18 protein-coding genes are annotated in these 23,908 nt (G+C 45.3%); 14 read left to right on the forward strand and 4 right to left on the reverse strand.

The window, feature by feature from the left end; genetic code table 11:
* Positions 1 to 1,731: a RagB/SusD family nutrient uptake outer membrane protein gene (locus tag IEX80_RS13010; protein WP_176623418.1), complete on the forward strand. Its 1,731-nt coding sequence runs from the start codon at positions 1 to 3 to the stop codon at positions 1,729 to 1,731.
* A gap of 63 nt (positions 1,732 to 1,794) precedes the next feature.
* Here IEX80_RS13010 and susR read toward each other — a convergent pair whose 3' ends face one another.
* Complete coding sequence (gene susR, locus IEX80_RS13015; protein WP_188833132.1) at positions 1,795 to 3,429, reverse strand: SusR family glycan utilization regulator; 1,635 nt, start codon at positions 3,427 to 3,429, stop codon at positions 1,795 to 1,797.
* A gap of 390 nt (positions 3,430 to 3,819) precedes the next feature.
* Between susR and IEX80_RS13020 the strand changes: the two genes are divergently transcribed.
* Positions 3,820 to 5,985 (forward strand): TIM-barrel domain-containing protein, encoded by a 2,166-nt coding sequence (locus IEX80_RS13020; RefSeq protein WP_188833133.1) that lies wholly within the window; start codon positions 3,820 to 3,822, stop codon positions 5,983 to 5,985.
* 135 nt (positions 5,986 to 6,120) lie between these two features.
* Here the strand turns inward: IEX80_RS13020 and IEX80_RS13025 are convergent, their stop codons facing one another.
* Together IEX80_RS13025 and IEX80_RS13030 are read right to left on the reverse strand one after the other, a co-directional pair.
* A complete protein-coding gene (locus IEX80_RS13025) occupies positions 6,121 to 7,038 on the reverse strand; it encodes a helix-turn-helix domain-containing protein (protein WP_188833246.1) in 918 nt (305 codons plus the stop codon).
* Positions 7,039 to 7,100: 62 nt separating this feature from the next.
* Complete coding sequence (locus tag IEX80_RS13030; protein WP_188833134.1) at positions 7,101 to 7,928, reverse strand: SDR family NAD(P)-dependent oxidoreductase; 828 nt, start codon at positions 7,926 to 7,928, stop codon at positions 7,101 to 7,103.
* A gap of 515 nt (positions 7,929 to 8,443) precedes the next feature.
* Between IEX80_RS13030 and IEX80_RS13035 the strand changes: the two genes are divergently transcribed.
* From IEX80_RS13035 to IEX80_RS13085, 11 genes are all read left to right on the forward strand, one after another.
* The gene (locus IEX80_RS13035) at positions 8,444 to 8,620 is read left to right on the forward strand and encodes a hypothetical protein (protein WP_188833135.1); all 177 of its coding nucleotides are present in this window, start codon (positions 8,444 to 8,446) and stop codon (positions 8,618 to 8,620) included.
* A complete protein-coding gene (locus IEX80_RS13040) occupies positions 8,617 to 8,814 on the forward strand; it encodes a hypothetical protein (RefSeq protein ID WP_090523922.1) in 198 nt (65 codons plus the stop codon). The genes IEX80_RS13035 and IEX80_RS13040 overlap by 4 nt, the downstream gene beginning before the upstream one ends.
* Positions 8,807 to 9,772, forward strand: a complete 966-nt coding sequence (locus IEX80_RS13045) for a sterol desaturase family protein (RefSeq protein WP_188833136.1) — start codon at positions 8,807 to 8,809, stop codon at positions 9,770 to 9,772. Before IEX80_RS13040 ends, IEX80_RS13045 begins: the two co-directional genes overlap by 8 nt.
* Positions 9,772 to 10,914 (forward strand): formylglycine-generating enzyme family protein, encoded by a 1,143-nt coding sequence (locus IEX80_RS13050; protein WP_188833137.1) that lies wholly within the window; start codon positions 9,772 to 9,774, stop codon positions 10,912 to 10,914. The genes IEX80_RS13045 and IEX80_RS13050 overlap by 1 nt, the downstream gene beginning before the upstream one ends.
* 192 nt (positions 10,915 to 11,106) lie before the next feature.
* Positions 11,107 to 11,283, forward strand: a complete 177-nt coding sequence (locus IEX80_RS13055) for a hypothetical protein (RefSeq protein WP_188833138.1) — start codon at positions 11,107 to 11,109, stop codon at positions 11,281 to 11,283.
* Entirely contained in the window at positions 11,280 to 14,369 is a 3,090-nt protein-coding gene (locus tag IEX80_RS13060) for a SusC/RagA family TonB-linked outer membrane protein (RefSeq protein ID WP_188833139.1), read from the forward strand. The genes IEX80_RS13055 and IEX80_RS13060 overlap by 4 nt, the downstream gene beginning before the upstream one ends.
* A 25-nt stretch (positions 14,370 to 14,394) precedes the next feature.
* Positions 14,395 to 15,951, forward strand: coding sequence for a RagB/SusD family nutrient uptake outer membrane protein (locus IEX80_RS13065; RefSeq protein WP_090523937.1), 1,557 nt, complete (start codon positions 14,395 to 14,397; stop codon positions 15,949 to 15,951).
* 90 nt (positions 15,952 to 16,041) lie between these two features.
* Positions 16,042 to 17,877: an arylsulfatase gene (locus IEX80_RS13070; RefSeq protein WP_090523940.1), complete on the forward strand. Its 1,836-nt coding sequence runs from the start codon at positions 16,042 to 16,044 to the stop codon at positions 17,875 to 17,877.
* 92 nt (positions 17,878 to 17,969) lie between these two features.
* Positions 17,970 to 19,850, forward strand: a complete 1,881-nt coding sequence (locus IEX80_RS13075; RefSeq protein WP_175489888.1) for an arylsulfatase — start codon at positions 17,970 to 17,972, stop codon at positions 19,848 to 19,850.
* A gap of 2 nt (positions 19,851 to 19,852) precedes the next feature.
* A complete protein-coding gene (locus IEX80_RS13080; protein WP_188833140.1) occupies positions 19,853 to 20,584 on the forward strand; it encodes a thioredoxin domain-containing protein in 732 nt (243 codons plus the stop codon).
* Positions 20,585 to 20,593: 9 nt separating this feature from the next.
* Positions 20,594 to 22,177 carry an arylsulfatase gene (locus IEX80_RS13085; RefSeq protein ID WP_188833141.1) on the forward strand — a complete coding sequence of 528 codons (1,584 nt, stop codon included), beginning with the start codon at positions 20,594 to 20,596 and terminating at the stop codon, positions 22,175 to 22,177.
* A gap of 385 nt (positions 22,178 to 22,562) precedes the next feature.
* Here the strand turns inward: IEX80_RS13085 and IEX80_RS13090 are convergent, their stop codons facing one another.
* Positions 22,563 to 23,042, reverse strand: coding sequence for a Dps family protein (locus IEX80_RS13090; RefSeq protein ID WP_090526149.1), 480 nt, complete (start codon positions 23,040 to 23,042; stop codon positions 22,563 to 22,565).
* Between the two features lie 95 nt (positions 23,043 to 23,137).
* On the opposite strand from IEX80_RS13090, the gene IEX80_RS13095 reads away from it, so the two are divergent.
* Complete coding sequence (locus IEX80_RS13095) at positions 23,138 to 23,902, forward strand: DUF4905 domain-containing protein (RefSeq protein ID WP_176623441.1); 765 nt, start codon at positions 23,138 to 23,140, stop codon at positions 23,900 to 23,902.
* Positions 23,903 to 23,908 lie beyond the last annotated feature (6 nt).

The following is a 23,908-nucleotide window of genomic DNA, read 5'->3' on the forward strand; positions in this document are numbered from 1 at the left end:
ATGAAAAAATATAAAGTATATATCAGCGGTATTTTACTGTCGGCCATGCTGACTGCCAGCTGTACAAAACTCGACGAGCACGTGTATGATAAGGTAGATGCCGCGAGTTTTCTGAGCAGGAGGGATGATGTGATCAGGGATTTTTTACGCCCATTTGAACACGCGTACTGGAGTATCCAGGGCAACGATGTTTATGCTGCAGGCGAAGATTGTACCGACGAGATGGCTACCTACAACCGCCAGGGCGATTGGCAGGATGGTGGCTACTATCAACGTATGCATTACCATACCTGGACTATTACAGATGGCTTTACAAGCGGTGCATGGACAAACTTTTACCAGGGCATTGTGCTGGCAACCAACTCGCTTACCGATATGGAAGGCATCAAAGACCCGGCAAAACTCAGTGTTACCGATGCAGAATTAACCGATTTTAAATCAGAACTGCATACCTTACGGGCTTGGTTTTATTTACGGGCATTTGATTTTTATCGCAATATTGAAATTGTTACCGATGTAAAAACAGCTACACACGGTAACCCGCAATCTACCCCGCAGGAAATGTTTAATTACATCGAATCGGAATTGAAAGGCGCTATCGATGGATTGCCCACCCGGCAACAGCTTGGAGCAGCAGGTATAGGGCGCTGGACCAAAGCTGGTGCTGCATCATTGCTGGCCCGACTTTATCTCAACGCCAAAGTTTATACCGGTACCGATAAATATGCCGAATGCGAAGCTGTTTGCCGTGACATCATTAGCGGTAAATATGGCGCTTATCAACTTGATACGCGATGGGATGCCCCTTTCGATTATACCAACACCACATTAAACTCGGAAGTGATCTACGGTTTTCCAGGCTCACTGGCGCGCACACACTGGCAGTACGATGGCGGGATGTTTTTTTGGGGAATGACTTACGACGCAGCTCCGCTATACTGCGGATTTACAGATTTCGGGCAGGCTAACCCGCGCTATGCATTACAACCCGGGCACGATATAGATAGCGTTGAGTACGCTTTCCAGTTGGGCAAACCTTATGTTAAATTTCATAAATACCCCGATGACCTGCGGTTAAAGAAATATAAAAACCTGGGCAACAGTACTCGCGAGGGTATGTTTTTATATGGCTATCTGCCTTATACGCATTTGGTAAACGGTGTAAGCCGTACCGATACTGTTAAAGGCAATAAAGGCCCTTATCCACTTTACATCCGCGACCAGGTGGGAATGTTCCTCGGCGCAAAACCGGGAACCAAAATTGCAGATAAGGAGTCGGATATGAATCATGCCGACCATAACTCCGGCATTTTCATGGTGAAATATCCTATTTATCCAACACCAGATCCTAACAGGATCACTTCAGCTTACGCGGAGATCAGGTTATCAGAAATTTATTATACCCTGGCCGAGTGCCGTTATAGGGCGGGTGATAAAGCCAGTGCCGCCAATTATCTGAACCAGGTAAGGCGACGCAACTATCCTGATGGGTCTTCAAGCCTTTATAAACCGGATGGTAGCCAGCTCACCGACCAGGAAATGCTTGACGAGTGGGGCCGGGAATTTCTTGGTGAAAACCGGAGACGTACCGACCTGATCCGTTGGGGAGTGTTCAACACCGGTACCTGGTGGGATAAGAAACCTGATGGAGACAAGCATACCGAGATATTTCCTATCGGGCGGGATATTATGAACGTTAATCCGCAATTCAAACAAAACCCCGGCTATTAAGCGGTTGGTTTAACCCATAGCCACCGGATATTTCAGGATCCGGTGGCTGTTTGCTTTGGCACCTTAGGTCAATAACGATGCACCGACAGGTTGCAGATCATCTATAAATTTGATCTCCATTATTTTTCGCTCAAAATCCTCGGCAGGTACCATTGCCTTTACTTTTACCCGGTTTTTGTAGGTGTACACGGTGCTTACGCTATAATCAAGTATTTGGGCAATAGTTTCTAATTCGCTTACCCCCAGGCGCATCAAAGCAAAGATCCGGAGGGTGGCATTCAGCATTTCACCGCTTTTAGGCCAGATCTGGTCTTCGGTTTTTAACAGGGCATTGAAAGATGTTATAAAATTTGGGAAGAGCGTTAAAAACATGGTATCCAGAGTGTCATACAATTGATCTTTTTCTTTGTCTACCTGTACTTTGTCAAGCACCGCGTTGGCTTCATTGTATTTGCCAAGCTTAATGTTGTGCTGCGTACGGCGTTTAACTTTATCAAGTGTTTCGATATAAGATGAACAGGTTTTAAAAAACAAGCCAATAAATTCTTCTTTAATTCTTGATGATTCCCAGAGCTTGTCGTTAATGCTTTTTAGGTCGTTGTTAATTTCCTTAATTACACGCTCGTTATTTTTAATGCGTTCAATCTGCTTCCGGTAAATCACCAGTAAAAAGAAAAGTACTACAGCAACAATCAAAAATATCAGGAAGCCTATCAGTAATTTATCCCTTTCGTGTTGTTTCTGGTCGATAACCTTACCGGCAACAAGTGGTAATATGGATTCTATCTGCACCTCCCGGCTCCGGGCTCCGTAAAACTTTGCATTTTTTACAGCGTGCTGCATCATAATATATGCGTCTTCGGTTTTGCTCCGCTTAAACAGTTCCTGCCCCAGCAGAAATATCGCCAGTGTTTCTTTGGTTGACGATCGAATATCGTTTATCGCGGCAAGTGCCAGGAACAAGATCCGGTTATCGCCGGTGTAGGCAAAACTGAGCCTGGTGGCAACCATCGCCACTTTGTGTTCGGGCAGGTTCTCACTAATGATAAAGTCATAGTAAAAATCGGGGGTTAGTTTTTTGTCCCTGATCGAGTCGGGTTGAAATGCCATGTTGATGGTTTTTTCAAACTCATTTGATGGCGTTGCGACCTCGGCATTTTTAAAATCTTCTTCAGATCGCTGGCGATAGATCTTCGAGAAATAAGCGTCATCATCATAATCACCAATCCCCGCGTTTAGCCTTGCGCGGAGGTTAAAATAATCTGCTTTCAACGAATCGGATAAGCCATGAATATTAATGGCCTCAACAGCATCAAAAGCCTCTTTATAAAAACCGGAGTTAAGCAACGTGCTGCCGAGCTGTACCTGGCTCCTGATTAGTTTGTTGGTATTGTTAAACTTTTCTGAAAGGGTGATCATCTTCCTCGCGTACATAAATGCCGAATCAAACTTAAAGGAATGGTATTCATCAAAAATCTGGCTGCAAAGGGCGTATTGGGCATTAAAGTTCTTTTTGTCGCTGAGGTTAAGCTGAATGCGGAGCTGTTTTATGCGGTCTTCTTTTTTAAGATCGTACGAGTTCTCTTTTTCGAGTTCAGATTTCAGAACAGCTAATATTTTATCAGATCTCAGTTCCTGCGAATAACAGCGAACTACCAGGGATAATGAGATAATAACAAGCAGTAAATTTTTCTTCATTTTCAACTATATAAATTTGAATGATTTCGGCAGATGTTGTGTTTGCATGATAATATACTAAGGCGGCAAAAACCAATTTCGAAAACAAAAGAGGGATGCTTTATGCAAACGGGGATAAAATTACATCTAAAATTTACAAGCTCTGTTTTAAGGAAAGGGATATTCGCTCGAAAAACGCGGTTTTTTAAGCTATGCATTGGCTGGTTGCGCGATTTTTATGAGATTTTTTTCATGCGGGTTCTATTTAAATGGCTGAATATTAAATTGTTGATTAAATATGTCGCTGGATTTTTCGACCTGTAGAAACAACTTGTTGCTCACGGTGCTGCCTTCATGTTTTACTTTGATCCTGTAATGTTCAGGATTAAAATTCATCAACTAAAACTTTATATGACAACCTCTATCAGGTATTATCTGATTCTCTTTTTTCTGCTGGTCTTTTCTTCGGTCGATGCAAAAAATATCCCTATCCGGCAATCGGGCCTCATCGGCAAATCCATTGTCGAATTTGTTCCTGAAGGTTTCAATCAATCTAAAGTTCCATCTCTGATGCTCCAAAGGGAACCTTCTATTAAAAAAGCTGTTCCGGCAGGATGGCGTATTTTTCCTGAGTTTAATTTGAATGAGGGGAAGGCAAGCGCTGTTGTTCATTTGGAGGGCGACATTAGCCTATATGGCGGTGGAGAAGTCACTGGCCCGCTATTAAGGAACGGCCAAACTATAAAACTTTGGAATACCGATAACGGTGCTTATGGCACAGATAATGGAAAACGCCTTTATCAAACCCATCCCTGGGTAATGGGTGTACGGAAAGACGGCACCGCTTTCGGAATTCTTTTTGATAGCTATTGGAAAGCGGAGCTGAAAACGGATTCGAAAGAAATAACCTACAATACCGAAGGTCCGTTATTTCGTGTCTTTGTGATCGATCGTCAATCACCGCAAGAGGTGGTTAAGGGGCTGGCCGAAATGACCGGCACTATAGAAATGCCGCCAAGGTGGGCTTTAGGTTATCAGCAGTGCCGTTTTTCATACGTTTCAGAGCAACGTGTGAGGGAAATAGCCAACACCTTCAGGGAAAAGCAAATACCTTGCGATGCCATTTGGATGGATATTGATTACATGGAAGGTTTCCGTGTTTTTACCTTCAATAAAAATAATTTTCCAAATCCTAAGCAACTGAACGATGATCTGCATGCCAAAGGTTTTCATTCTGTTTTTATGATAGATCCAGGTGTTAAGGCTGATAGTGCATATGCGGTTTATCAATCCGGATCAGCCAACGATATTTGGGTTAAAGACGCTGGCGGCAGGGAATATCACGGCAAAGTTTGGCCTGGCGATTGTGCTTTCCCTGATTTTACCATGCCTGCAGCGCGTAGCTGGTGGGCGGATTTGTATCATCAATTTATGGCTACCGGGGTTGACGGTGTATGGAACGATATGAACGAGCCGGCAGTAAATGACGAGGCTTTACCGAAAGAGCAGAGATTAGGTACCATGCCTTATAATAACCAACACAGGGGTGGAGATGCACTCCCCACCGGGCCGCATTTGTTATACCATAACGCTTATGGGCGGTTGATGGTTCAGGCTACCCGACAGGGTGTGATGGAGGCCAATCCAAATAAGCGGCCATTTATTTTAACAAGAGCCAATTTGCTGGGTGGCCAGCGCTTCGCCGCAACCTGGACGGGAGATAATTTAGCCGACGAACGGTTTATGAAAGTATCAGTACCGATGTCCCTTACCCTTGGTTTGTCAGGTCAGCCTTTCAGTGGGCCCGATATTGGCGGCTTTTTGGGTAATACCAGTCCTGATCTGTGGGCCAAATGGCTCGGCTTCGGTGTGTTTTTGCCGTTTGCCCGCGGGCACGCCTGCGCGGGTACTAATAACAAAGAGCCATGGGCATTTGGCGATGCCGTTGAAACAACTTCGAAGATAGCCATTAGTCGTCGGTATCGCTTATTGCCATTGTTTTATACGCTGTTTTACAATGCCCACAAAACAGGCTTGCCGGTAATGCAACCATCTTTTTTTGCCGATCCGAAAGATTTAAGTTTAAGAAGTGAAGAGCAGTCATTTTTATTAGGCAACAACCTTCTGGTAGTTCCATCTTTTGCTAAAGATATCAAACTGCCTGCCGGAAAATGGGAGAAGGTAACGCTTGTTGATGGCGAAGAATCAGATCCTTATCAGGCTAAATTATTGCTGAAAAGCGGTGCTATTATTCCTGCCGGAAACGTTATCCAAAATACAGGTGAGAAATCGTTGAACACTTTAACGCTATATATTAATCCAGATGCAAAAGGCAACGCTACGGGCGAACTTTACTGGGATAGGGGCGAAGGTTGGGAATTTAAGAAAAAGCAGTACAGCAAAATCAAATTCAAGGCAACAAAAAGCGGCCACGAAATCATGTTGCGTGTGGTTGCCCGGGAGGGCAATTATCCCATTAATAAGGAGGTTGCCCATTTAAAAGTTGTCGTCCTTAAAGATGGCAAAGAATATTTTGGAGCAGGCAATTTGAAAAAGGGCGTTTCTGTGCAAATGTAAACGTTTCTGGCGACTGCAAACCCCGGTAGTTCAAGTTGTGGAACAACCGGCAATTCTGGCAGCTGCAAAAAAACGGGTCAACTATTATCTGCCAAACGTGTAATTATTAAAATGATAGCGGATAACAGTAAGTTGTCAATTAAAAGATTTCCTGAATTCCAGCGGCGAGAGATTCGTCCTGGTCTTAAATAGCTTACTGAACGACTGTGAATGCTCAAAACCTAAAGCATAGGCCACCTCGCTGACCGACAGGTTGGTGGTGGACAATTTTTCCTTCGCTTTTTCAATGAGATGGTCATGAATGTGCTGCTGGGCGCTTTGTCCGGTCAGTGATCGCAGCATGTCACTCAGGTAGTTAGGCGAAAGGTTCAGTTTTTCGGCCAGATACGCAACAGTAGGGATGCCGCGGCTCAACGTCAGTTCATCATTGAAATACGCATCCAGGGTTTCCTCCAACCGTTGCAGGATATCGGTGCTGGCCGCTTTGCGCGTCAGGAACTGCCGCTTATAAAAACGGTTGGCATAACTGAGCAGCAGTTCAATCTGGGAGATCATCACCTCCTGGCTAAAGTCGTCGATCCGGCCGTCGAGTTCCTTTTCCATAAAGCTAAAGATAGCCAGGACCGTGTTTTTTTCTTCTTCCGAGAGATGCAGTGTTTCGTTGGTGCTGTAGGAAAAGAAGCCATATTGCTTGATCTTTTTGGCCAGTGGGTACCCCAAAAAGAAATCCGGGTGGATGATCAGGGTGTACTCTGAGCATACTGTACCCTCCAGGTCGTTACCGCCGATGATCTGCCCCGGTGCGGCGAATAACAAACCGCCGTTATCAAAATCATAATAACCCTGGCCATATTTCAACTTACCGCCCAGCCTGGGCTTGTAAGCGATCTTGTAATAGGCCAGCACATGCCGGGTGGGCAATTTGCCTTCCAACAAGGTGTGTGCGCCGTTAATCAGGCTGATCAGTGGGTGTTTAGGCTGCGGCAAGCCGAACATCCGGTGCGCCTCGGTCAGCGACTCCAGTTTCAAGGGCGGGTTCTCATCCTTTTTCATCATAGCTAAGTTAAGGACACCAGGCCGTAATTTGCAGTGGCTGGTGTCCGTATTTTGTAATTTCATTGCGCCGAGCGCGAAACTTCATCCCAGGCTTCCCAGGTGGCAATGCGCTCCGTATAGGCAGCTTTCAGGCCGGTGAGGTTATGGCTACCAAGGTTAAAACGTAGCGGCGGGTTTTCAGAGTCCACCACTTTGAACAGCGCCTGCGGGGTAGCGGCCGGGTTGCCTCTCTCCATGCCTTTTAGTCCCTCCATGAATTTCGCTTTAAAATCGTGATAGACCGGATTTCCTTCGAAAACCTTCGGGATCTGATCGCTACCAAATTCTGTTGCATATGCGCCCGGTTCAATGATGGTGACTTTGATACCGAACTGCGCCACTTCCAGGGCCAGGCTTTCATGGATCGCTTCAAACGCCCATTTGGACGAGCAGTAATAGCCCAGGATCGGCATGGCCAGATGCCCCAGGTTACTGGAAGTACCCAAAATATGTCCGTAACCTTGCCCACGCAGCAGCGGCAAAGCCGCCTGGATAACACTAACAGGGCCTATCACGTTGGTTTCGTACAGGGCGCGGATATCGCCGGCACTGCCGTCCTCGATCGTCCCGATCAGTGGATACCCCGCGTTATTCAACACGATGTCCAACCGGCCAAAATGCTCATGCGCTTTATTTACGACTTCTTTAACCTGAGCAGGGTTAGTTACGTCGAGCTCCAGTGCCAATACCCGATCGCCATATTGTTCTTTTAATGCAGCGATGCTGCTCAGATCGCGGGCCGTCGCGGCCACCTGATCTCCGCGCTCCAATGCCGCTTCTGTCCATATACGTCCCAGGCCGCGCGAAGCGCCAGTGATGAACCATATTTTATTCGTTTGCTGTGTCATATTATATTTTATTTGATGAAAGCAAAGTTCGGGGAACAAGCCTTTTGCTTTGTAGCCTAATTACGGTTCTTTGTAGGCTGATCTCTGTATTAGTTCAGGTAATCCGGGACGTAGCCAGAAGTATCTCAAAAAAACGCCGGGACATCTTTACTTTATTTATAATTATTATATAATTTCTATAGAATTAGTAGTATTTATCAAATCTTTTTTTACATTTGCTTCAGAAAATTAATCACAATAATTAAATCACTTAAAAGCACCCACCATGCAACCCGAACTTTTACCTAAATACGGCTTTGCTAATCATCAGTTAAATACTGCTGCTTTTACTTCTTGTTGTTATTCTTGTTGCTGCTGTTAAGGCTACGTCACAAGGGGTAATCCCTCCTCCATAATCGTGCGTTGATCGCACGGTACTCAATTTTTCAATTCATTACATTATTTACCAGGCATTGCTGCTTTATGCGGATTGCTATGCAACGCCTGCATTGTTAATCACTTAATATAAGTTCATTATGACCATTAACGACGTTTCCCTGATTGGGAAAAAGGTGTTGGTAGGCGTTATAGTAACCCTCATACCTTTTGTTATCATTTTTGGCGGGCTGTGGCTTGGCCGTAAGCTATTGGAAAAAGGCTCTGCAACTAAAACAGCGCAAATTGTTCAACCTCAAAACAGTACACCTTTATGAAACTGGATCAATCAACCAAAAAGCAGATTATCAAAAACGCTTCATTGAGCCTGCTGCTTTATATCCTGCCTATCGCGCTCATGTTTGGCACTTTCGCCATCACCGGTCAGCGCCCATGGGAAAAGAAGCAACATCAGCATAAACAGGAAAACACCATAAAAACTAAAACATCAAACTCGCCAGACAATGATTGATCAGATAAAGCAAATAATAGAAAACCTTAACGGCTATGGCTTTTCCGTTTTGGTATTGGTACTCGGTGTATTGGAATTTTCGTTCGGCCTTTATAAAAAGCGCTGGAACAAAAATGAAAAATGGGTGGATATTGCCTGCTTTACCATCCCTAAACTGGTGGTAAAACCAATGGTGGCCTATTACGGATTAAAAGTGCTGCCGGTTGTATTACCAGGATTAAAGAACACCTTTGATTGGGTTCCATTTTTCTGGGGATTCATCATCATCGCGGTGGCCGATGATCTTACCCAATACTGGTATCATCGTTTGCACCATCAGGTGCCCTGGCTATGGCGTTTTCACCGTACACACCACTCGGCATCATACATGGGTATGGCAATGGCCAGCAGGCAAAATATCATTTATACCATCTTTTTTTCGCAAACCTATTTAACCACAGCTTTGGTTTACCTTGGTTTGGGGATCCCTGCGGTAGTGGTGAAAGGTATTAAAGGTACCATTACCACACTGGCGCATTCAAGCATTCCATGGGATAAACCATTTTATCAGTATAAAATATTACACCCCCTGGCCTGGATCCTTGAACGTACCATTTCAACGCCTGCAACGCATCATGCGCACCATGCAGCTACTACCGATGACGGGGTAGGCTATTATAAAGGTAATTTTGGTAATATGTTCTTTTGGTGGGACATTATTTTCGGTACGGCTCATATCTCGCGTCAGTATCCTAAAGCTTATGGTATTTCGCATTATGAAGGCGACCAATGGTACGCACAGCTGGCCTGGCCTTTATTTAAATCAAAGATACCCGGAAGTGAACTTGCAGCCGGTGGCCCGATGATTAGAGAAGATGTGCCTTTGCAGCCTCATCACTTATACAGACCCGATGTTGCAGTGCAGCCCGAAGCTGAACAGGTTGACACAGCATTTCAGTTACAGCCTGTAAAAGCGTAATGAAAAAGATTGTACTTATACTTTTTAGTACCGTATGGTTAGCATCATGTAAACAACCGGCGAAACCAGTGGCGGGTATTGCGGTTGCCACGGTTCCCGGTGCTAAAAAGAAACTTTGCTGCGAATCAAATATCCCCAACAGGTTTAAAGCAGCGGGGTTAAGCGGTGCGGCGCTTGCTCTGCCCGATACGGGTAATACCCAAACCAGCCATGCGGGGATGGTTTGGGTACCGGCCGGAACTTTCAGAATGGGAGCCGATAACCAGCAGGCTGAACCTGATGAATACCCCAAACACGACGTAAGTGTCGATGGTTTTTGGATAGATAAAACCGAGGTTACCAATGCCCAGTTCGAAAAATTTGTGAAAGCCACAGGCTATATCACCACAGCCGAGCGTAAGCCCGACTGGAACGAGCTCAAAAAGCAAATGCCCCCGGGTACCGAAAAGCCTGCTGATAGTTTGCTGGTCGCGGCCTCGCTGATATTTGTGCCGGCAAATAAACCGGTTAACCTGAACGATTACAGCCAATGGTGGGCGTGGAAAACAGGTGCCAGCTGGAAACACCCACATGGGCCGGGCAGCGATATCAAGGGTAAAGATAATTACCCGGTAGTGCAGGTGTCATGGTACGATGCCGTAGCTTACAGCAAATGGGCAGGCAAACGTTTACCAACTGAAGCCGAATGGGAGCGGGCCGCGAGAGGCGGACTGGAAGATAAGATCTATCCCTGGGGAAATGAGAAGGTGAATGAGGGGCTGCCCAAAGCAAATACCTGGGAGGGGAGTTTTCCCTATAAAAACACCCAACGTGATCATTATTATTACCTGGCCCCGGTTAGCTCGTTTGCACCCAATGGTTACGGCCTGTATGATATGGCCGGTAATGTATGGGAGTGGTGTGCCGATTTGTATAATAATAACTATTACAAAACAGTAAACAACCCGGGGGGAGTTAAAAACCCCAAAGGCGCTTCAAAATCATATGACCCGGACGAGCCTTATGCCATTAAAAGGGTAGTGCGGGGCGGCTCATTTTTGTGTAACGACAGCTACTGCTCCGGTTACCGCGTATCGCGCCGGATGAAAACTACCGAAGATAGCGGTATGGAGCACCTTGGTTTCCGTTGTGTAAGCAATTAAATAATACCCCTAAAATAAATGATTGATCGGCCTGCTTCAACAGGCATAACCAGAAAGGAACATGAAAAAGTAAACAATTACATTCTTCAAATAAGGGAAAAGCAAAGCCTTTCCCTCAGTCATTAAAACAACGAAACAGGGATCGATTGGCGTTGAGCCTGTTTCAATGGTGTCATTTTAATATTCAAATCTATGCAAAATATTGCAAATGCAGGGGTTGGCTATGCGTTGCCTTCTCCGCTGCACGCAGCATCCTTTACGCTGCAAATTATTGAGGATGCCTTTCATCCGCAGCAATTATACATGTCGTTTAATACGGTTACTGATCAGTTGTCCGGTTTTTCATCTTCTAAAAACCTGTCGACATGAAAAAACTACTATTAATCCCATTTCTGTTGCTTATTGCTTTTCCGTTGTTAACCATCGCGCAGCAAACGCAGCCTACCATCAATTCGCACCTGGTTGGCCGTGTAATTGACAGCACAACCCGCGAGCCATTACCCGGTGCCGTGGTCAAGATCCAGGGTACCACGCACGTAGTTTCAACCGATATTGAAGGTAAATTCAGCTTTATAACCGGCCAGAAATTTCCATACAAACTCATTATCACCTTCACCGGCTACGAAAAGAAAGAGTTTATTGCCGATGGCAGCCCTGTTGAAATTAAACTTAAAGACGCTCAAACCCAGCTAAACCAGGTGGTTGTGGTGGGTTACGGTTCCCAAAAACGTAAGGATATCACCGGTTCGGTAGCCTCGGTACCTGCGCTTGCTTTGAAGCAGCCGGTTCCTTCGCTCGACAGGGCCTTGCAGGGCTCTGTTTCGGGCATCCAGGTAACACAGGCTACCGGGCAGCCTGGGGCAGGCGTAACCGTGCAGATCCGCGGTGTAAACTCTATCAACGCTGTTGCCGAACCATTGTATATTATTGATGGTTTTCCTACTTCAAACAGCAACTCACTTACCGATGCCGGTGTAACCAATGGCCCAAAGATCAATCCGCTGGCATCTATCAATACCTCGGACATTGAAAGCATTGAGGTTTTGAAAGATGCTTCGGCCACGGCTATTTATGGTACACGCGGCGCCAATGGTGTAATCATTATCACCACTAAAAAAGGTAAAGCTGGCGTATCATCTATCAATTATGATGGCAGCTTCGGTAAACAGGAGGTAATTAAAAACTTGTCGCTGCTTAACACTTCTCAATGGGAAGCTTTGCGTAACGATGCTTTGGTAAACACCGGTAAAACCGCCCAAACAGAAGCGCAGCTTAATCCATACAATGCCAATACCGACTGGCAAGGTGCCGCTTTCCGTAAAGGGACTTCACAAAATCATAGTCTTTCGATATTTTCAGGTACCGAGCGTACAAGACTTGCCTTTTCCGGCAATTACTTTAAACAGGACGGGATCTTGCAAAATACCAACTTTGAGCGTTACGCAGGCAGGGTAAATGTAGAGCACGATTATAACGATAAGTTTAAGATCTCTTCATTCATTACCGGTAGCCGCACCACCGCGCAAATTGCACCCCAGGGTGTCGTTCCTGCCATTTTGCTAATGACGCCAACCACCCCGGTTTACAATAGCGATGGTTCATTCTTTATCAAAAACGTATTTGAGGGCACCTACGGAAACCCGATCAATACGCTATATAACCAAACCAATACAACTACCACAAGCCGCATTTTAGGCAATATCGCAGGTGATTATAAGATCACCGAAAACCTTACCGCAAGAGTATTGGCCGGTGTGGATATCATCGACAATAAACAAAACCGCTACCTGCCGTCTACCGTTTATGAGGGATCAGGTTATTCGGGCCTTGGCGAGGTTGGTACGCTAAACTCATTTAACTGGCTTAATGAAAACACGCTTACCTATAACAAAAAGTTTGGTAAACATTCATTAAATGTGCTGGCAGGGTTTACCCAGCAGCAGTTTAAGGCCGAAGGCGCCATAACAGGTTCATCGGGCTTTGTTAGTGATTACGATACCTTTAACAACCTCGGTTCGGGCAGTGTTACTTCGGTATCGGGCAGTGGGTTTGCTATAGCGCCATCTTCATCGTCAAATACCTGGGCTTTAAAATCATACCTGGGTAGGATCAATTATGGTTTTAACAGCAAATACCTGTTAACGTTAACCTTGCGTGCCGATGGTTCATCGAAGTTTGCACCGGGGCATCAATGGGCATCATTCCCATCGGCTGCTATTGCCTGGAATGCATCGAGCGAAGATTTCCTGAAAAATGTAACGGCTATCAGCCAGTTGAAACTGAGGTTGAGTGCGGGACAAACAGGTAACAGCGATATCCCGGCTTACCAGTCGTACTCGCAGTTAGGTTATTATCGTTACAATTTTGGTAACTCAACAGTTGCTGGTTTCGCGCCAAATAGTTTATACAATCCCAACCTAACCTGGGAAAAAACAAGCCAGTATGATTTTGGTTTCGACCTGGGCTTGTTTAAAGATAGGGTTACTGTAACAGCCGATGTATACTACAAGAAAACAACCAACCTGTTGTTGTACCTGCCTTTACCGGCAACAAGCGGTTTAACCATCATTACCAACACTGCTATTACCAACCCGCAGCAGTATGAAAATGTAGGTTCGGTGCAAAACAAGGGTTTTGAATTGGGTATTAACTCGCGCAATATTGTTGGCAGTTTTGTATGGAACACCAACCTGGTATTTGCAGTTAACCGTAATAAAGTGCTGAGCCTTGGCGGTAACGGCGTTAACCAGTTCATCCCAGATTCGTCGCTGCCATCCATCATTAAAGTTGGCGAACCTATAGGTTCATTTATCGGTTACAAAACCAATGGCCTCATCCAGGCCGGCGGACCGGTACTTACCCCGGCTGCCAATACTTCGCCGGGAGGTCAAAACTATCAGGATATTAACGGCGATGGTAAAATAACACAAAGCGGCGACCGGGTAATTCTTGGTAACTCGCAGCCTAAATTTACCGGAGGTATCACTAACACTTTTGCCTATAAAGGCTTTGACTTGAGTGTGTTTTTGCAAGGATCATATGGCAACAAGATCTACAATCAGCAAAGAGGTGTTTTGGAATTAGGAACAGGCTATACCAATGCTACAACTACCTTGCTAAACCGCTGGACGCCGACCAACACTAACACCGATGTACATAGCGCATACCAGGACCCTGCACCAACTATATCGGATAGATTTGTGGAGAATGGCTCATACCTGCGCCTTAAAAGCCTTGGTTTTGGTTACACTTTTCCGCAGTCGGTACTTTCCAGGTCGCCTATCAAGAAAGTCAGGATATACCTGAGTGCCCAAAACCTGGCAACCTGGACCAAATATACCGGTTACGACCCTGAAGTAAGCAGCAACGAGCAATCGGCCATTACATCAGGAGTTGATAACGGTGCTTACCCGAACAATAAATCTGTAATAGTTGGCATAGGGCTTACCCTGTAACGGCTAAACCTTGATTTTTTAAGATATGAAGACGAAAAATATTAAATACCTTATTATACTGGTTGCTTTTGCCGCTGTTTCATGCGCCAAACTTAAGGAAGACCCTCGGTCGTTCATCCCGGCAAGCCAGTTTTATAAAACCCAGGCAGACGCCGTGGCAGCAGTCACAGCTGCTTATTCGTTATTGAACGCCGGGGCAAATAGTGTTCAAACACCGTACAACACCCTTTTTAACACGGGTATGAATTTTATGGGCGATGATGAAGGTCCCGGCCCCGGTGCTACCAATGCCGACGTACGCTCACAGTCTGTATTAGGCCATTCAGCTTCCGGCCTAAGGATCCTGCAGATCTGGCAACAGCATTATGCAGCTATTAAAAAGGCTAATATCGCCATTGATACCATTCCTGATATCAAATTTGATGCTACGCTAAATAAAAGGCTTGTTGCCGAGGCGAAGTTTTTGAGGGCATTGTATTATTTTAATTTAGTGCGTTTGTATGGCGATGTGCCTCTGGTATTGCACGATCAAACATCAATTAATCTATCTGATCTGCAAATTCAGAGAACAGCCGCGGCTACCGTTTATGCACAAATAGAAACCGATTTAACCAATGCTGCTGCCGATTTGCCAAATAACTATACCGGTCCGGATGTAGGCAGGGCTACAGCGGGTGCAGCCAACTCCTTACTGGCTAAGGTTTATCTTACCGAACGTAAATGGGATAAGGCCGTAGCGCAGGCAGAAGCTGTAATTAATGGCCCATACGGCTATGACCTGTTTGCCAACTATGCCGATGTGTTTTTGCCTGCGACCAAAAATGGAAAGGAGCATATTTTTTCGGCGCAGTTTAAATCAAACTCACAGGGACAGGGCAACAACCAGGCTCCGCGATCAATATTGAACGGTATCCCGGGTATAGTGGGCAGCTATGCCGATCAGGTGGTGTTTTACCCGGTGCCCGATGCTACCAAACCCGGCGGCGTAGATAAGTTTTTCAGCATTTATAAGTTGTATCCGGCCAATGATAAGCGTAAGCGGGTGAGTTTTGTAACGCGCTTTCAAAGTCCTGCAACTAATCTGTGGTATGGTAAGCTGAATGACGCTACTATTCCCAACGACTCTATCCCTTTCTTTAATAAATATTATGATCCGGGCGTGGCATCTAACGAAGCCGAGTCGGGCGCCAATGTGCCTATCATCCGCTTTTCGGATGTATTGCTGATCCATGCTGAAGCAGAAAATGAATTAAACGGGCCAACTGCCAAAGCATATGCTTCTATCAACAGGGTGAGAAAACGTGCCGGGCTGGACGATCTTGCCGGGCTTGACCAGGCTTCATTTCGTAACGCGGTTTATTTAGAGCGTAGGCTGGAGTTTGTATTTGAATACCAGCGTTGGTTTGACTTGATCCGCGAGCGGGATGCTTCGGGCAATGGAATATTGGAGGCAAGCCTGCTTAAAGTTGGTAAAACCAATGTAAGCAAAGGCGCGGCAGGCAAATTTTACCTGTTCCCGATACCTCAGCAGGAAATTGATAACAGCAATGGTAAGCTTACGCAAAACCCCGGCTGGCAGTAATCTCAATTATCGTTATACATACTAACCAAAGAAAACGGCCGCTGGGGTGTGAAATTCCGCTCCAGCTATGCCGAATAAACCAACATACAAATGAAAACAAAGAAAATAACATTGTTCCTGTCGCTTGGCTTGCTTGCAGCATTTACAGCCAAAGCACAAAACGGACAAACGCCGGTATTTGGCGGCACGGTGGGCAAAACGCTTGATGATTCGAAGGAGTGGTGGCCTGAGCCTCATAAAGCGCCCACCGGTGCGCCAAACGTATTATGGATCATTTTAGATGATGTTGGCTTCGGCGCTACAAGCACTTTTGGCGGCGTCATCAAGACCCCCAATTTTGATACGCTGGCTAATAATGGCCTGCGTTATACTAATTTTCATACAGCAGGGATCTGCGCGCCGACGCGATCAGCTTTATTAACCGGACGTAACCATCATTATGTTCATGAAGGTGGTTTTTCGCATGTTACCTTATCGGCAGGTTTTCCTGGTTATGATGGGCGCATTCCATCTGATAAGGGGACTATAGCGGAGATCTTGCGCGAAAATGGCTACAACACCTTCGCGGTTGGTAAATATGGTTTGACACCTGATGAAGATGCTACCGATGCAGGGCCGTTTGACCGCTGGCCTACGGGCAAAGGCTTTGACCATTTCTTTGGATTTTTAGGATCGGCAACAGATCAATACAAGCCTGATTTGGTTGAGGACAATGCCCACGTAACCCCGGATGGTCGCCACCTTACTGATCAGATCACCGATAAGGCCATTTTCTACCTTACACGCCAGCATAAAGTAGCTCCTGATAAACCATTCTTTTTATACTATGCGCCGGGTGCAACGCATTCGCCTCACCAGGTTGCGAAGGAGTGGAGCGACCTGTACAAAGGCCAGTTTGACAGCGGCTGGGACGATTTCAGGGAAAAGGTCATCGCAAGGCAAAAGCAATTGGGTATTATCCCGGCCTACGCCAAACTACCCGAGCGTAACTCACGCATCCCGGCCTGGAAATCACTACCAGATGCTGAGAAAAAACTGTATGCCCGCTTTATGGAAGTATATGCCGGCTATCTTACCTACACCGATCATGAGGTTGGCAGGCTCATCAATCACCTGAAACAAAGCGGTCAGCTGGATAATACGCTGGTGTTCGTGATCATTGGTGATAACGGGGCCAGTAAAGAAGGGACGGTTCACGGTGTTATCAACCCTAAAAAGAACTCGGCTAAACTTGTTGCAGAAGACGCTTACCTAAAAACCAATATTGAAGACATTGACGATATCGGTACACCACAGGCCAGCACTAACTACCCGTTAGGCTGGGCACAGGCGGCCAATACACCATTTAAATATTGGAAACAGGATGCCAACTCCGAAGGAGGTACCCGTAACCCACTGATAGTTTACTATCCAAAAGGCATTAAAGACAAAGGCACTATCCGCACCCAATACGGGCATGTGATTGACGTATTGCCTACTACATTGGAGTATACCGGTATTAAACTGCCCGAGTATATCCGCGGCATTAAGCAGGATACTTTGCAGGGCACTTCTTTGGTGTATTCATTTGATCATCCCGAAGCAAAATCAAAACATGTTTTGCAGCACTACTACATTTTTGGGTCGAGATCGATTTATAGCGATGGCTGGAAAGCTGAAGCTGCACACCACCCCGATAACGTAGAATTGGGCGATTTTAAAGTTGGCCAAAACGTGCCCGATAAAAGCTTTGATGAGGATACCTGGGAGTTATACAACCTGAATGAGGATTTCAACGAACGGGTTGACCTCGCCAAAAAATATCCTGAAAAGTTAAAGGAGCTGAAAGCAGTTTTTGAGGCACAAGCTCAAAAAAATAATCTGTATCCATTTATCGACTGGTATGATGTTTATCACCAGCGCATCCACAAAAACTATAAAAAGTAACCAATGATATAAAAGCTAAAAGCGGAAGGCACAAAGCCCAAAGCTATAGCTTTGATTGGATTAATTAAAAAACTTATATAACCATTACAATTATGAAATCCGTTTATCAACGAATTGTCGCCATGTCGGCAATGGCCGTTGCGTTCAGCGCGCCTGTGGTTGCGCAATTGCCGCAGGTAAAGGTGACGCCGGCAAACATAGCGCCAATTGATCCCGCCAATTATAAAGGCGTAGAAGGCAAAACACTTGCCGAATCAAAAGAGTGGTGGAATAAACCACTCAAAGCGCCAAAAGGCGCTCCAAACATTGTTTGGATTTTGCTGGATGACGTAGGCTTCGGCGCCTCAGGAACCTTTGGTGGTTTGATCAGTACTCCAAATTTTGATACGCTGGCCAACAACGGCTTGCGTTATACCAATTTTCACACGGCTGGTATTTGCGCGCCAACACGTTCATCCCTGCTTACCGGGCGTAATCATCACTATGTACACATGGGTAACTTTGCCCACGCTTCAACCGCTGCCGGTTTCCCGGGATATGATGGTCGCATTCCGCCTGATAAAGGCACCATTGCCGAGGCGCTTCGTGCTAACGGCTACAGCACCTTTGCTGTAGGTAAATGGGGAGTAACGCCTGATGAGGACACCACAGCCGTCGGTCCGTTTGACCGCTGGCCTACCGGTAAGGGTTTTGACCATCATTTCGGCTTCCTGGAATCGGCTACCGATCAGTATAACCCGCCGCATTTGGTAGAGGATAACTTCCATATCAAACCCGACGGCCGCAACCTGAACGAGCAGATCACTGATAAAGCCATTGCTTATATTGATGCTGCGCACAAGGCAGCACCTGATCAACCTTTCTTTTTATACTATGCGCCGGGAGCAACCCATGCCCCGCACCAGGTGAGCCATGAATGGAGCGACCTGTATAAAGGCAAGTTTGATGAAGGCTGGGATGCTTACCGCCAAAAGGTATTTGAAAATCAAAAAAAAGCCGGTTACATTCCTGCTTATGCCAAACTGCCTGAGCGTAACGAGCGGATCCAGGCCTGGAACAGCCTGCCTGCCGATCAGAAAAAATTGTATGCCCGGTTTATGGAGGTTTATGCAGGATATCTGACTTACATCGATCACCAGGTTGGCCGCGTGATCAGCTATCTGAAAGCTTCGGGCCAGTTTGATAATACTTTGGTTTTTGTGATGATAGGGGATAACGGAGCGAGTAAGGAAGGAACTGTACATGGCGTTATCAATCCTAAAAACTCGGCAGCAACCACACCCGAGGCTGATTATATTAAAAAGAACGAAAGCGATTACGAAACCATTGGTACGCCAGAGGCTTCAACCAACTATCCTTTAGGCTGGGCACAGGCAGCTAATACACCGTTCAAATATTGGAAATCGGATGCTGACGCTGAGGGAGGCACCCATAACCCGCTGATAGTTTATTATCCAAAACTGATCACAGAAAAAGGCGGCATCCGTACGCAGTACAGCCATGTATCAGACGTATTTCCGACCACTATTGAGGCGGCCGGTTTAAAACTACCGGAGTACGTTAAGGGCATTAAGCAGGATACGTTGCAAGGTAAGTCATTCTTTAGCTCGTTCAACAATGCGCAGGCGAAAACATTGCATACGCAGCAGTACTATTACATTTTCACTTCCCGCTCCATCTACAAAGATGGCTGGAAGGCCGAAGCCGCACACCGACCGGATAATGTGGACTTGCTGAACTTTCCGAAAGAGAAAACCATCCCTGAGCGTAATTACGATAAGGATGTTTGGAAGCTTTACAACCTGAACGAGGATTTTAATGAGCGTGTTGATCTCGCCAAAAAATATCCTGAAAAATTAAAAGAGCTGAAAGATCTGTTTGACGCGGAAGCCAAAAAGAATCACATCTATCCTTTTATTGATCGTGATGATATCAATAACAAACGGATCCACAAACTCGAAAACAATAATTAACTATGAAAAACTTAAAAATTGTATTACTCGCCTTACTGGTAGTTTTTACCGGCGGGGTGAAAGCCCAATCACCTGCTTTATTATCGCTTGAAGCCTTTGCAGCCAAACTAAAACAGGCAAAAGAACCGCAGATCTTAGATGCCCGTTCGGCAGAAGAGTTTGCGCAAAATCATATTAAAGGTGCAGTAAATGTTGACGCAAAAGCAGCAGATTACCAGCAAAAACTGGATGGTTTGGATAAGGAAAAGCCGACATTTGTTTACTCAATAGCTAATGGCCGTAGCACCGTACTTTCGCGCGAGCTGAGGGCTAAAGGATTTAAGGATGTAGAGGAATTGCCCGGTGGTTTAGCCAATTGGATAGGTTCGGGTTATCCTATCATTTCTACAACCAAAAAAGGCGTTTCACTATCAAAAGCCCAATTTGATGAGCTGGCGGCTTCATCACAATTAGTGTTGGTTGATTTTGGGTCGAAGTATTGCGGGGCCTGCAAAAAGCTGGTACCTGTATTGGATTCGCTCAAAGCAAATTCGGCTTTTACCCCTAAAGTGATCAGTATTGAAGTTTATGACAACACTGATCTGGCTAAAGAGCTAAAGGTAAATGTATTGCCAACGCTGGTGCTGTATAAAAACGGTAAGGAAGTTTGGAAAAAGCAGGGCTTTTCATCAACAACCCAGGTTATTGCCGAAACCGAACTGGCCAAAAGCGGATTGGCCGCCAATAATAAATAAAACCGGAACATGATCAAATACATTGGCTACCTACTGGTAGCTCTATTTTGCACGGGGCCTGTATTTGGGCAGGCCCCAAAGCAAAAGCCCAATATCGTTGTCATTTTGGCCGACGATATGGGCTTTTCTGATATAGGCTGCTTTGGCTCAGAGATCAACACGCCTAATATTGACAGACTTGCCCGGGAAGGTTTAAAAATGACCCAGTTTTATAACGCGGGCAGGTGCTGTCCGTCACGTGCGGCATTGCTTACCGGTTTGTATCCGCACCAGGCAGGTGTGGGTGATATGGTAAAATACAAAGGTTCTCCGGCATACCAGGGATACCTGAATGAGCATAGCGCCACCATCGCCGAATTGCTGAAAGATGAGGCGGGTTATAACACCATCGTATCGGGTAAATGGCATGTTGGGTTGCAGCAATCTGCACTGGCCTATAACCGCGGGTTTGATCAATCATTCACCATGCTGAACAACGGGAGTAGTTATTTCAACTCGGCACCGCTTTATAATGATGGCAGCAAGATCACTTTTATGCTGAATGATAAAGAGATCACCCGCAGCGATACTTCAAAATATCTTACGCAAGCTATTACCGATTTCGCGATCAGATCATTGTATGAGATCAAAGATCAGCAGAAACCATTCTTTATGTATGTAGCTTACAATGCCCCGCACTGGCCTATTCAGGCACTGCCACAGGATATTGCAAAGTTTAAAGGCCAATACCTTAAGGGCTGGGATGTTTTGCGGAAACAGCGGTATGTGAAACAATTAGCTACAGGTATCATTAAAAAACAATGGCAGCTATCAACCCGAGATAAACGTGCCCCTGCATGGGATTCATTATCTCCCGATGAAAAAGATAAATGGGATACCCGGATGGCTATTTATGCCGCCATGGTTTACCGCATGGATGCCTGCATAGGTGAGATTATGACCAAATTGAAGCAACTGGGAAAAGACAAAAATACCATTGTCCTTTTTGCATCAGACAATGGAGGCAGCGCCGATGAGGTTAAAAGCCTGGCAACAGTAATACAAAAGAACGGCCCCCCCGGCTCCGTAAATTCGATCGACAGTTATGAGATACCCTGGGCAAATCTGAGCAATACACCATTTAAGTTGTTTAAACGCAACACACATGAAGGTGGTATAGCCACTCCGTTGATTGCCTGGTATCCGGGACATATCAAAGCCGGGACTACCAATAGCAGCACTGGCCACTTGATCGATCTGATGCCTACCTGTTTGGAACTGGCCGGGGTAACTTATCCGGCTCTGTTTAAAAACAGGCGCCTTACAACATTGGCCGGTACCAGTTTGCTTAATGTTTTTAAAGGCAAAGCTGCGTCAGGTAATGAAACTTTATTTTGGGAGCATGAAGGTAGCAGGGCCATAAGAAAAGGCCAATGGAAGCTCGTAGCCGAACCGAAGCAACCCTGGGAGTTATATGATCTGGAAGCAGACCGATCTGAAACGAAGGACCTGGCTACGAAATATCGCGCAAAGGTTATTAAACTGGAAAAGGAATACCTGGCCTGGGCAAATAAAGTTGGCGTGGTTGACTGGGAAACAATAAAGAATTTGTAACTCAACTGTCAGATTAAATCGTGCCTATCTCACGTTAATAGATATAAGTTTTTTGTTTTACATAATTTTCAAATGATATAGGCATGTTTTCTTTATAATGTCTTTAATAAAGGCTACAAAATGCAAAAAAAGCCCTTAGCGATACGCTAAGAGCTTTCCAAAACAAGTTTTCCTACAAGGGCTCGAACCTCAATCTTCAGAGCCAGAATCTGACGTGCTACCATTACACCATAGGAAAATAAACAGAACATCTGCCACTTAAAGTGATGGCATTTTGTTTAGTGCAAATATACGAAATATGCAAACCGGTGTAAACCTCGTTTTAAAAAAAGCCACATCCGGATTGTCCGTGATGTGGCTTTTTTACAGTAAGATTATGTGCGGGTTAGTCCTCGTTCACGAATGAACGCAGCATCCAGGTGTTTTTTTCGTTGAATTGCATGAAGCGGTTGATCATGTCGTTAGTGCCATCGTCTCCAGCATCGGCGGTGATGGTCAATATCTCGCGTTCCATTTTTATCAGCGCAGCCAGGTCCTCAATAATAGCTTTCACCATCAGGGTATCCTTTAGGCCGATGGTCTGGATCTCTTTGATGCTTGATGTTTCAATATAATCTTTAAAAGTACTGATAGGAGGTTTGCCAAGGCTCAGGATCCTTTCGGCAAGCTCATCAATAGTAACCAGCGCGGCAGTGTACAGCTCTTCAAATTTCAGGTGCAGGGTAAAAAAACTTGTGCCTTTAACGTTCCAGTGGCAGCCGCGCAGTTTTTGGTAATGGATATGGTAATTAGCCAGCAGGTCGTTCAGGTGGTCAACTACGGGTTTTACTTTAACTTCTTCGAGGCTTATTTCTTTAGCATTCATAAATAAATTTGATGTTTTTAAGTGTAACATGCCTTTGCGGGCAATGTTTGGTAAAGGTAAACAGTTTTAATTTTAATGAGCATATTTGCAACTTTATGACTTCGCTTTTACCCTTCATCATCAAAAATTACCAAGCCCCGGTTTGGCGTATGGAAATTGACGAAAGCAGCCAAACGCTGTTTCTGGAGATCAGGGACCATGCCGATAAGCAGGTTAGTTTTTCGGCCCTGAACCTGCAAACCGGTGAGGTTTATTTTGAAGGTTTAACTACCCCCGAGCGCTGGCTTACTGGTATTGAAGCTGCTTATGGTGGCGTATTACTACTCCATAATTACCAATCGGCCACAGGGCCGGTACATAAGGGCTTGACAGCTATTGAAGCTACAACGGGCAAGGCATTATGGAGTAATTTTACTTTAGCTTTTGATCATCTGTCGGTAAATGGCCCTGTAGTTTACAATGCCCAGCTACAACCAAAGAAATTATTTTTACTTGATGTTAAAACCGGCAATACACTAAGAGGATACGAGCCGGTTCCTGATCAACCGCTGAATAATCAGATCATTAGCCCTGAACTGTTGCCCTCAGCGGAAGTAAATAGTTTATATTTACCGCTCAGCGTATATGCAAATGCGGTTCATTATATCAGCTACAATAGATTCAGAATTGTATCTTTGCACACGCTTTTGCAGGAGCATCTTGAACAGCACTTGTTTGTATTTAACGAGGAGGGTACCCTTTTGTATCACGATTTGTTACATAACGCTATACAAAAAATGCAGCCCGAGGCGTTTGTACTACATAATAATCAGCTCATCTATTTAAAAAACAGATCGGGCTTAATAGTGTTGAACTTGTAAATTACT

The sequence above is a fragment of the Mucilaginibacter rubeus genome, from assembly GCF_014643835.1.
Lineage (GTDB): Bacteria > Bacteroidota > Bacteroidia > Sphingobacteriales > Sphingobacteriaceae > Mucilaginibacter > Mucilaginibacter rubeus.

Excerpts from the sequence above, each read along its gene's own strand:
- IEX80_RS13010 (WP_176623418.1), top strand. The coding sequence starts at position 1 with ATGAAAAAATATAAAGTATATATCAGCGGTATTTTACTGTCGGCCATG.
- susR (WP_188833132.1), bottom strand. The coding sequence starts at position 3,429 with ATGAAGAAAAATTTACTGCTTGTTATTATCTCATTATCCCTGGTAGTT.
- IEX80_RS13020 (WP_188833133.1), top strand. The coding sequence starts at position 3,820 with ATGACAACCTCTATCAGGTATTATCTGATTCTCTTTTTTCTGCTGGTC.
- IEX80_RS13025 (WP_188833246.1), bottom strand. The coding sequence starts at position 7,038 with ATGAAAAAGGATGAGAACCCGCCCTTGAAACTGGAGTCGCTGACCGAG.
- IEX80_RS13030 (WP_188833134.1), bottom strand. The coding sequence starts at position 7,928 with ATGACACAGCAAACGAATAAAATATGGTTCATCACTGGCGCTTCGCGC.
- IEX80_RS13035 (WP_188833135.1), top strand. The coding sequence starts at position 8,444 with ATGACCATTAACGACGTTTCCCTGATTGGGAAAAAGGTGTTGGTAGGC.
- IEX80_RS13040 (WP_090523922.1), top strand. The coding sequence starts at position 8,617 with ATGAAACTGGATCAATCAACCAAAAAGCAGATTATCAAAAACGCTTCA.
- IEX80_RS13045 (WP_188833136.1), top strand. The coding sequence starts at position 8,807 with ATGATTGATCAGATAAAGCAAATAATAGAAAACCTTAACGGCTATGGC.
- IEX80_RS13050 (WP_188833137.1), top strand. The coding sequence starts at position 9,772 with ATGAAAAAGATTGTACTTATACTTTTTAGTACCGTATGGTTAGCATCA.
- IEX80_RS13055 (WP_188833138.1), top strand. The coding sequence starts at position 11,107 with ATGCAAAATATTGCAAATGCAGGGGTTGGCTATGCGTTGCCTTCTCCG.
- IEX80_RS13060 (WP_188833139.1), top strand. The coding sequence starts at position 11,280 with ATGAAAAAACTACTATTAATCCCATTTCTGTTGCTTATTGCTTTTCCG.
- IEX80_RS13065 (WP_090523937.1), top strand. The coding sequence starts at position 14,395 with ATGAAGACGAAAAATATTAAATACCTTATTATACTGGTTGCTTTTGCC.
- IEX80_RS13070 (WP_090523940.1), top strand. The coding sequence starts at position 16,042 with ATGAAAACAAAGAAAATAACATTGTTCCTGTCGCTTGGCTTGCTTGCA.
- IEX80_RS13075 (WP_175489888.1), top strand. The coding sequence starts at position 17,970 with ATGAAATCCGTTTATCAACGAATTGTCGCCATGTCGGCAATGGCCGTT.
- IEX80_RS13080 (WP_188833140.1), top strand. The coding sequence starts at position 19,853 with ATGAAAAACTTAAAAATTGTATTACTCGCCTTACTGGTAGTTTTTACC.
- IEX80_RS13085 (WP_188833141.1), top strand. The coding sequence starts at position 20,594 with ATGATCAAATACATTGGCTACCTACTGGTAGCTCTATTTTGCACGGGG.
- IEX80_RS13090 (WP_090526149.1), bottom strand. The coding sequence starts at position 23,042 with ATGAATGCTAAAGAAATAAGCCTCGAAGAAGTTAAAGTAAAACCCGTA.
- IEX80_RS13095 (WP_176623441.1), top strand. The coding sequence starts at position 23,138 with ATGACTTCGCTTTTACCCTTCATCATCAAAAATTACCAAGCCCCGGTT.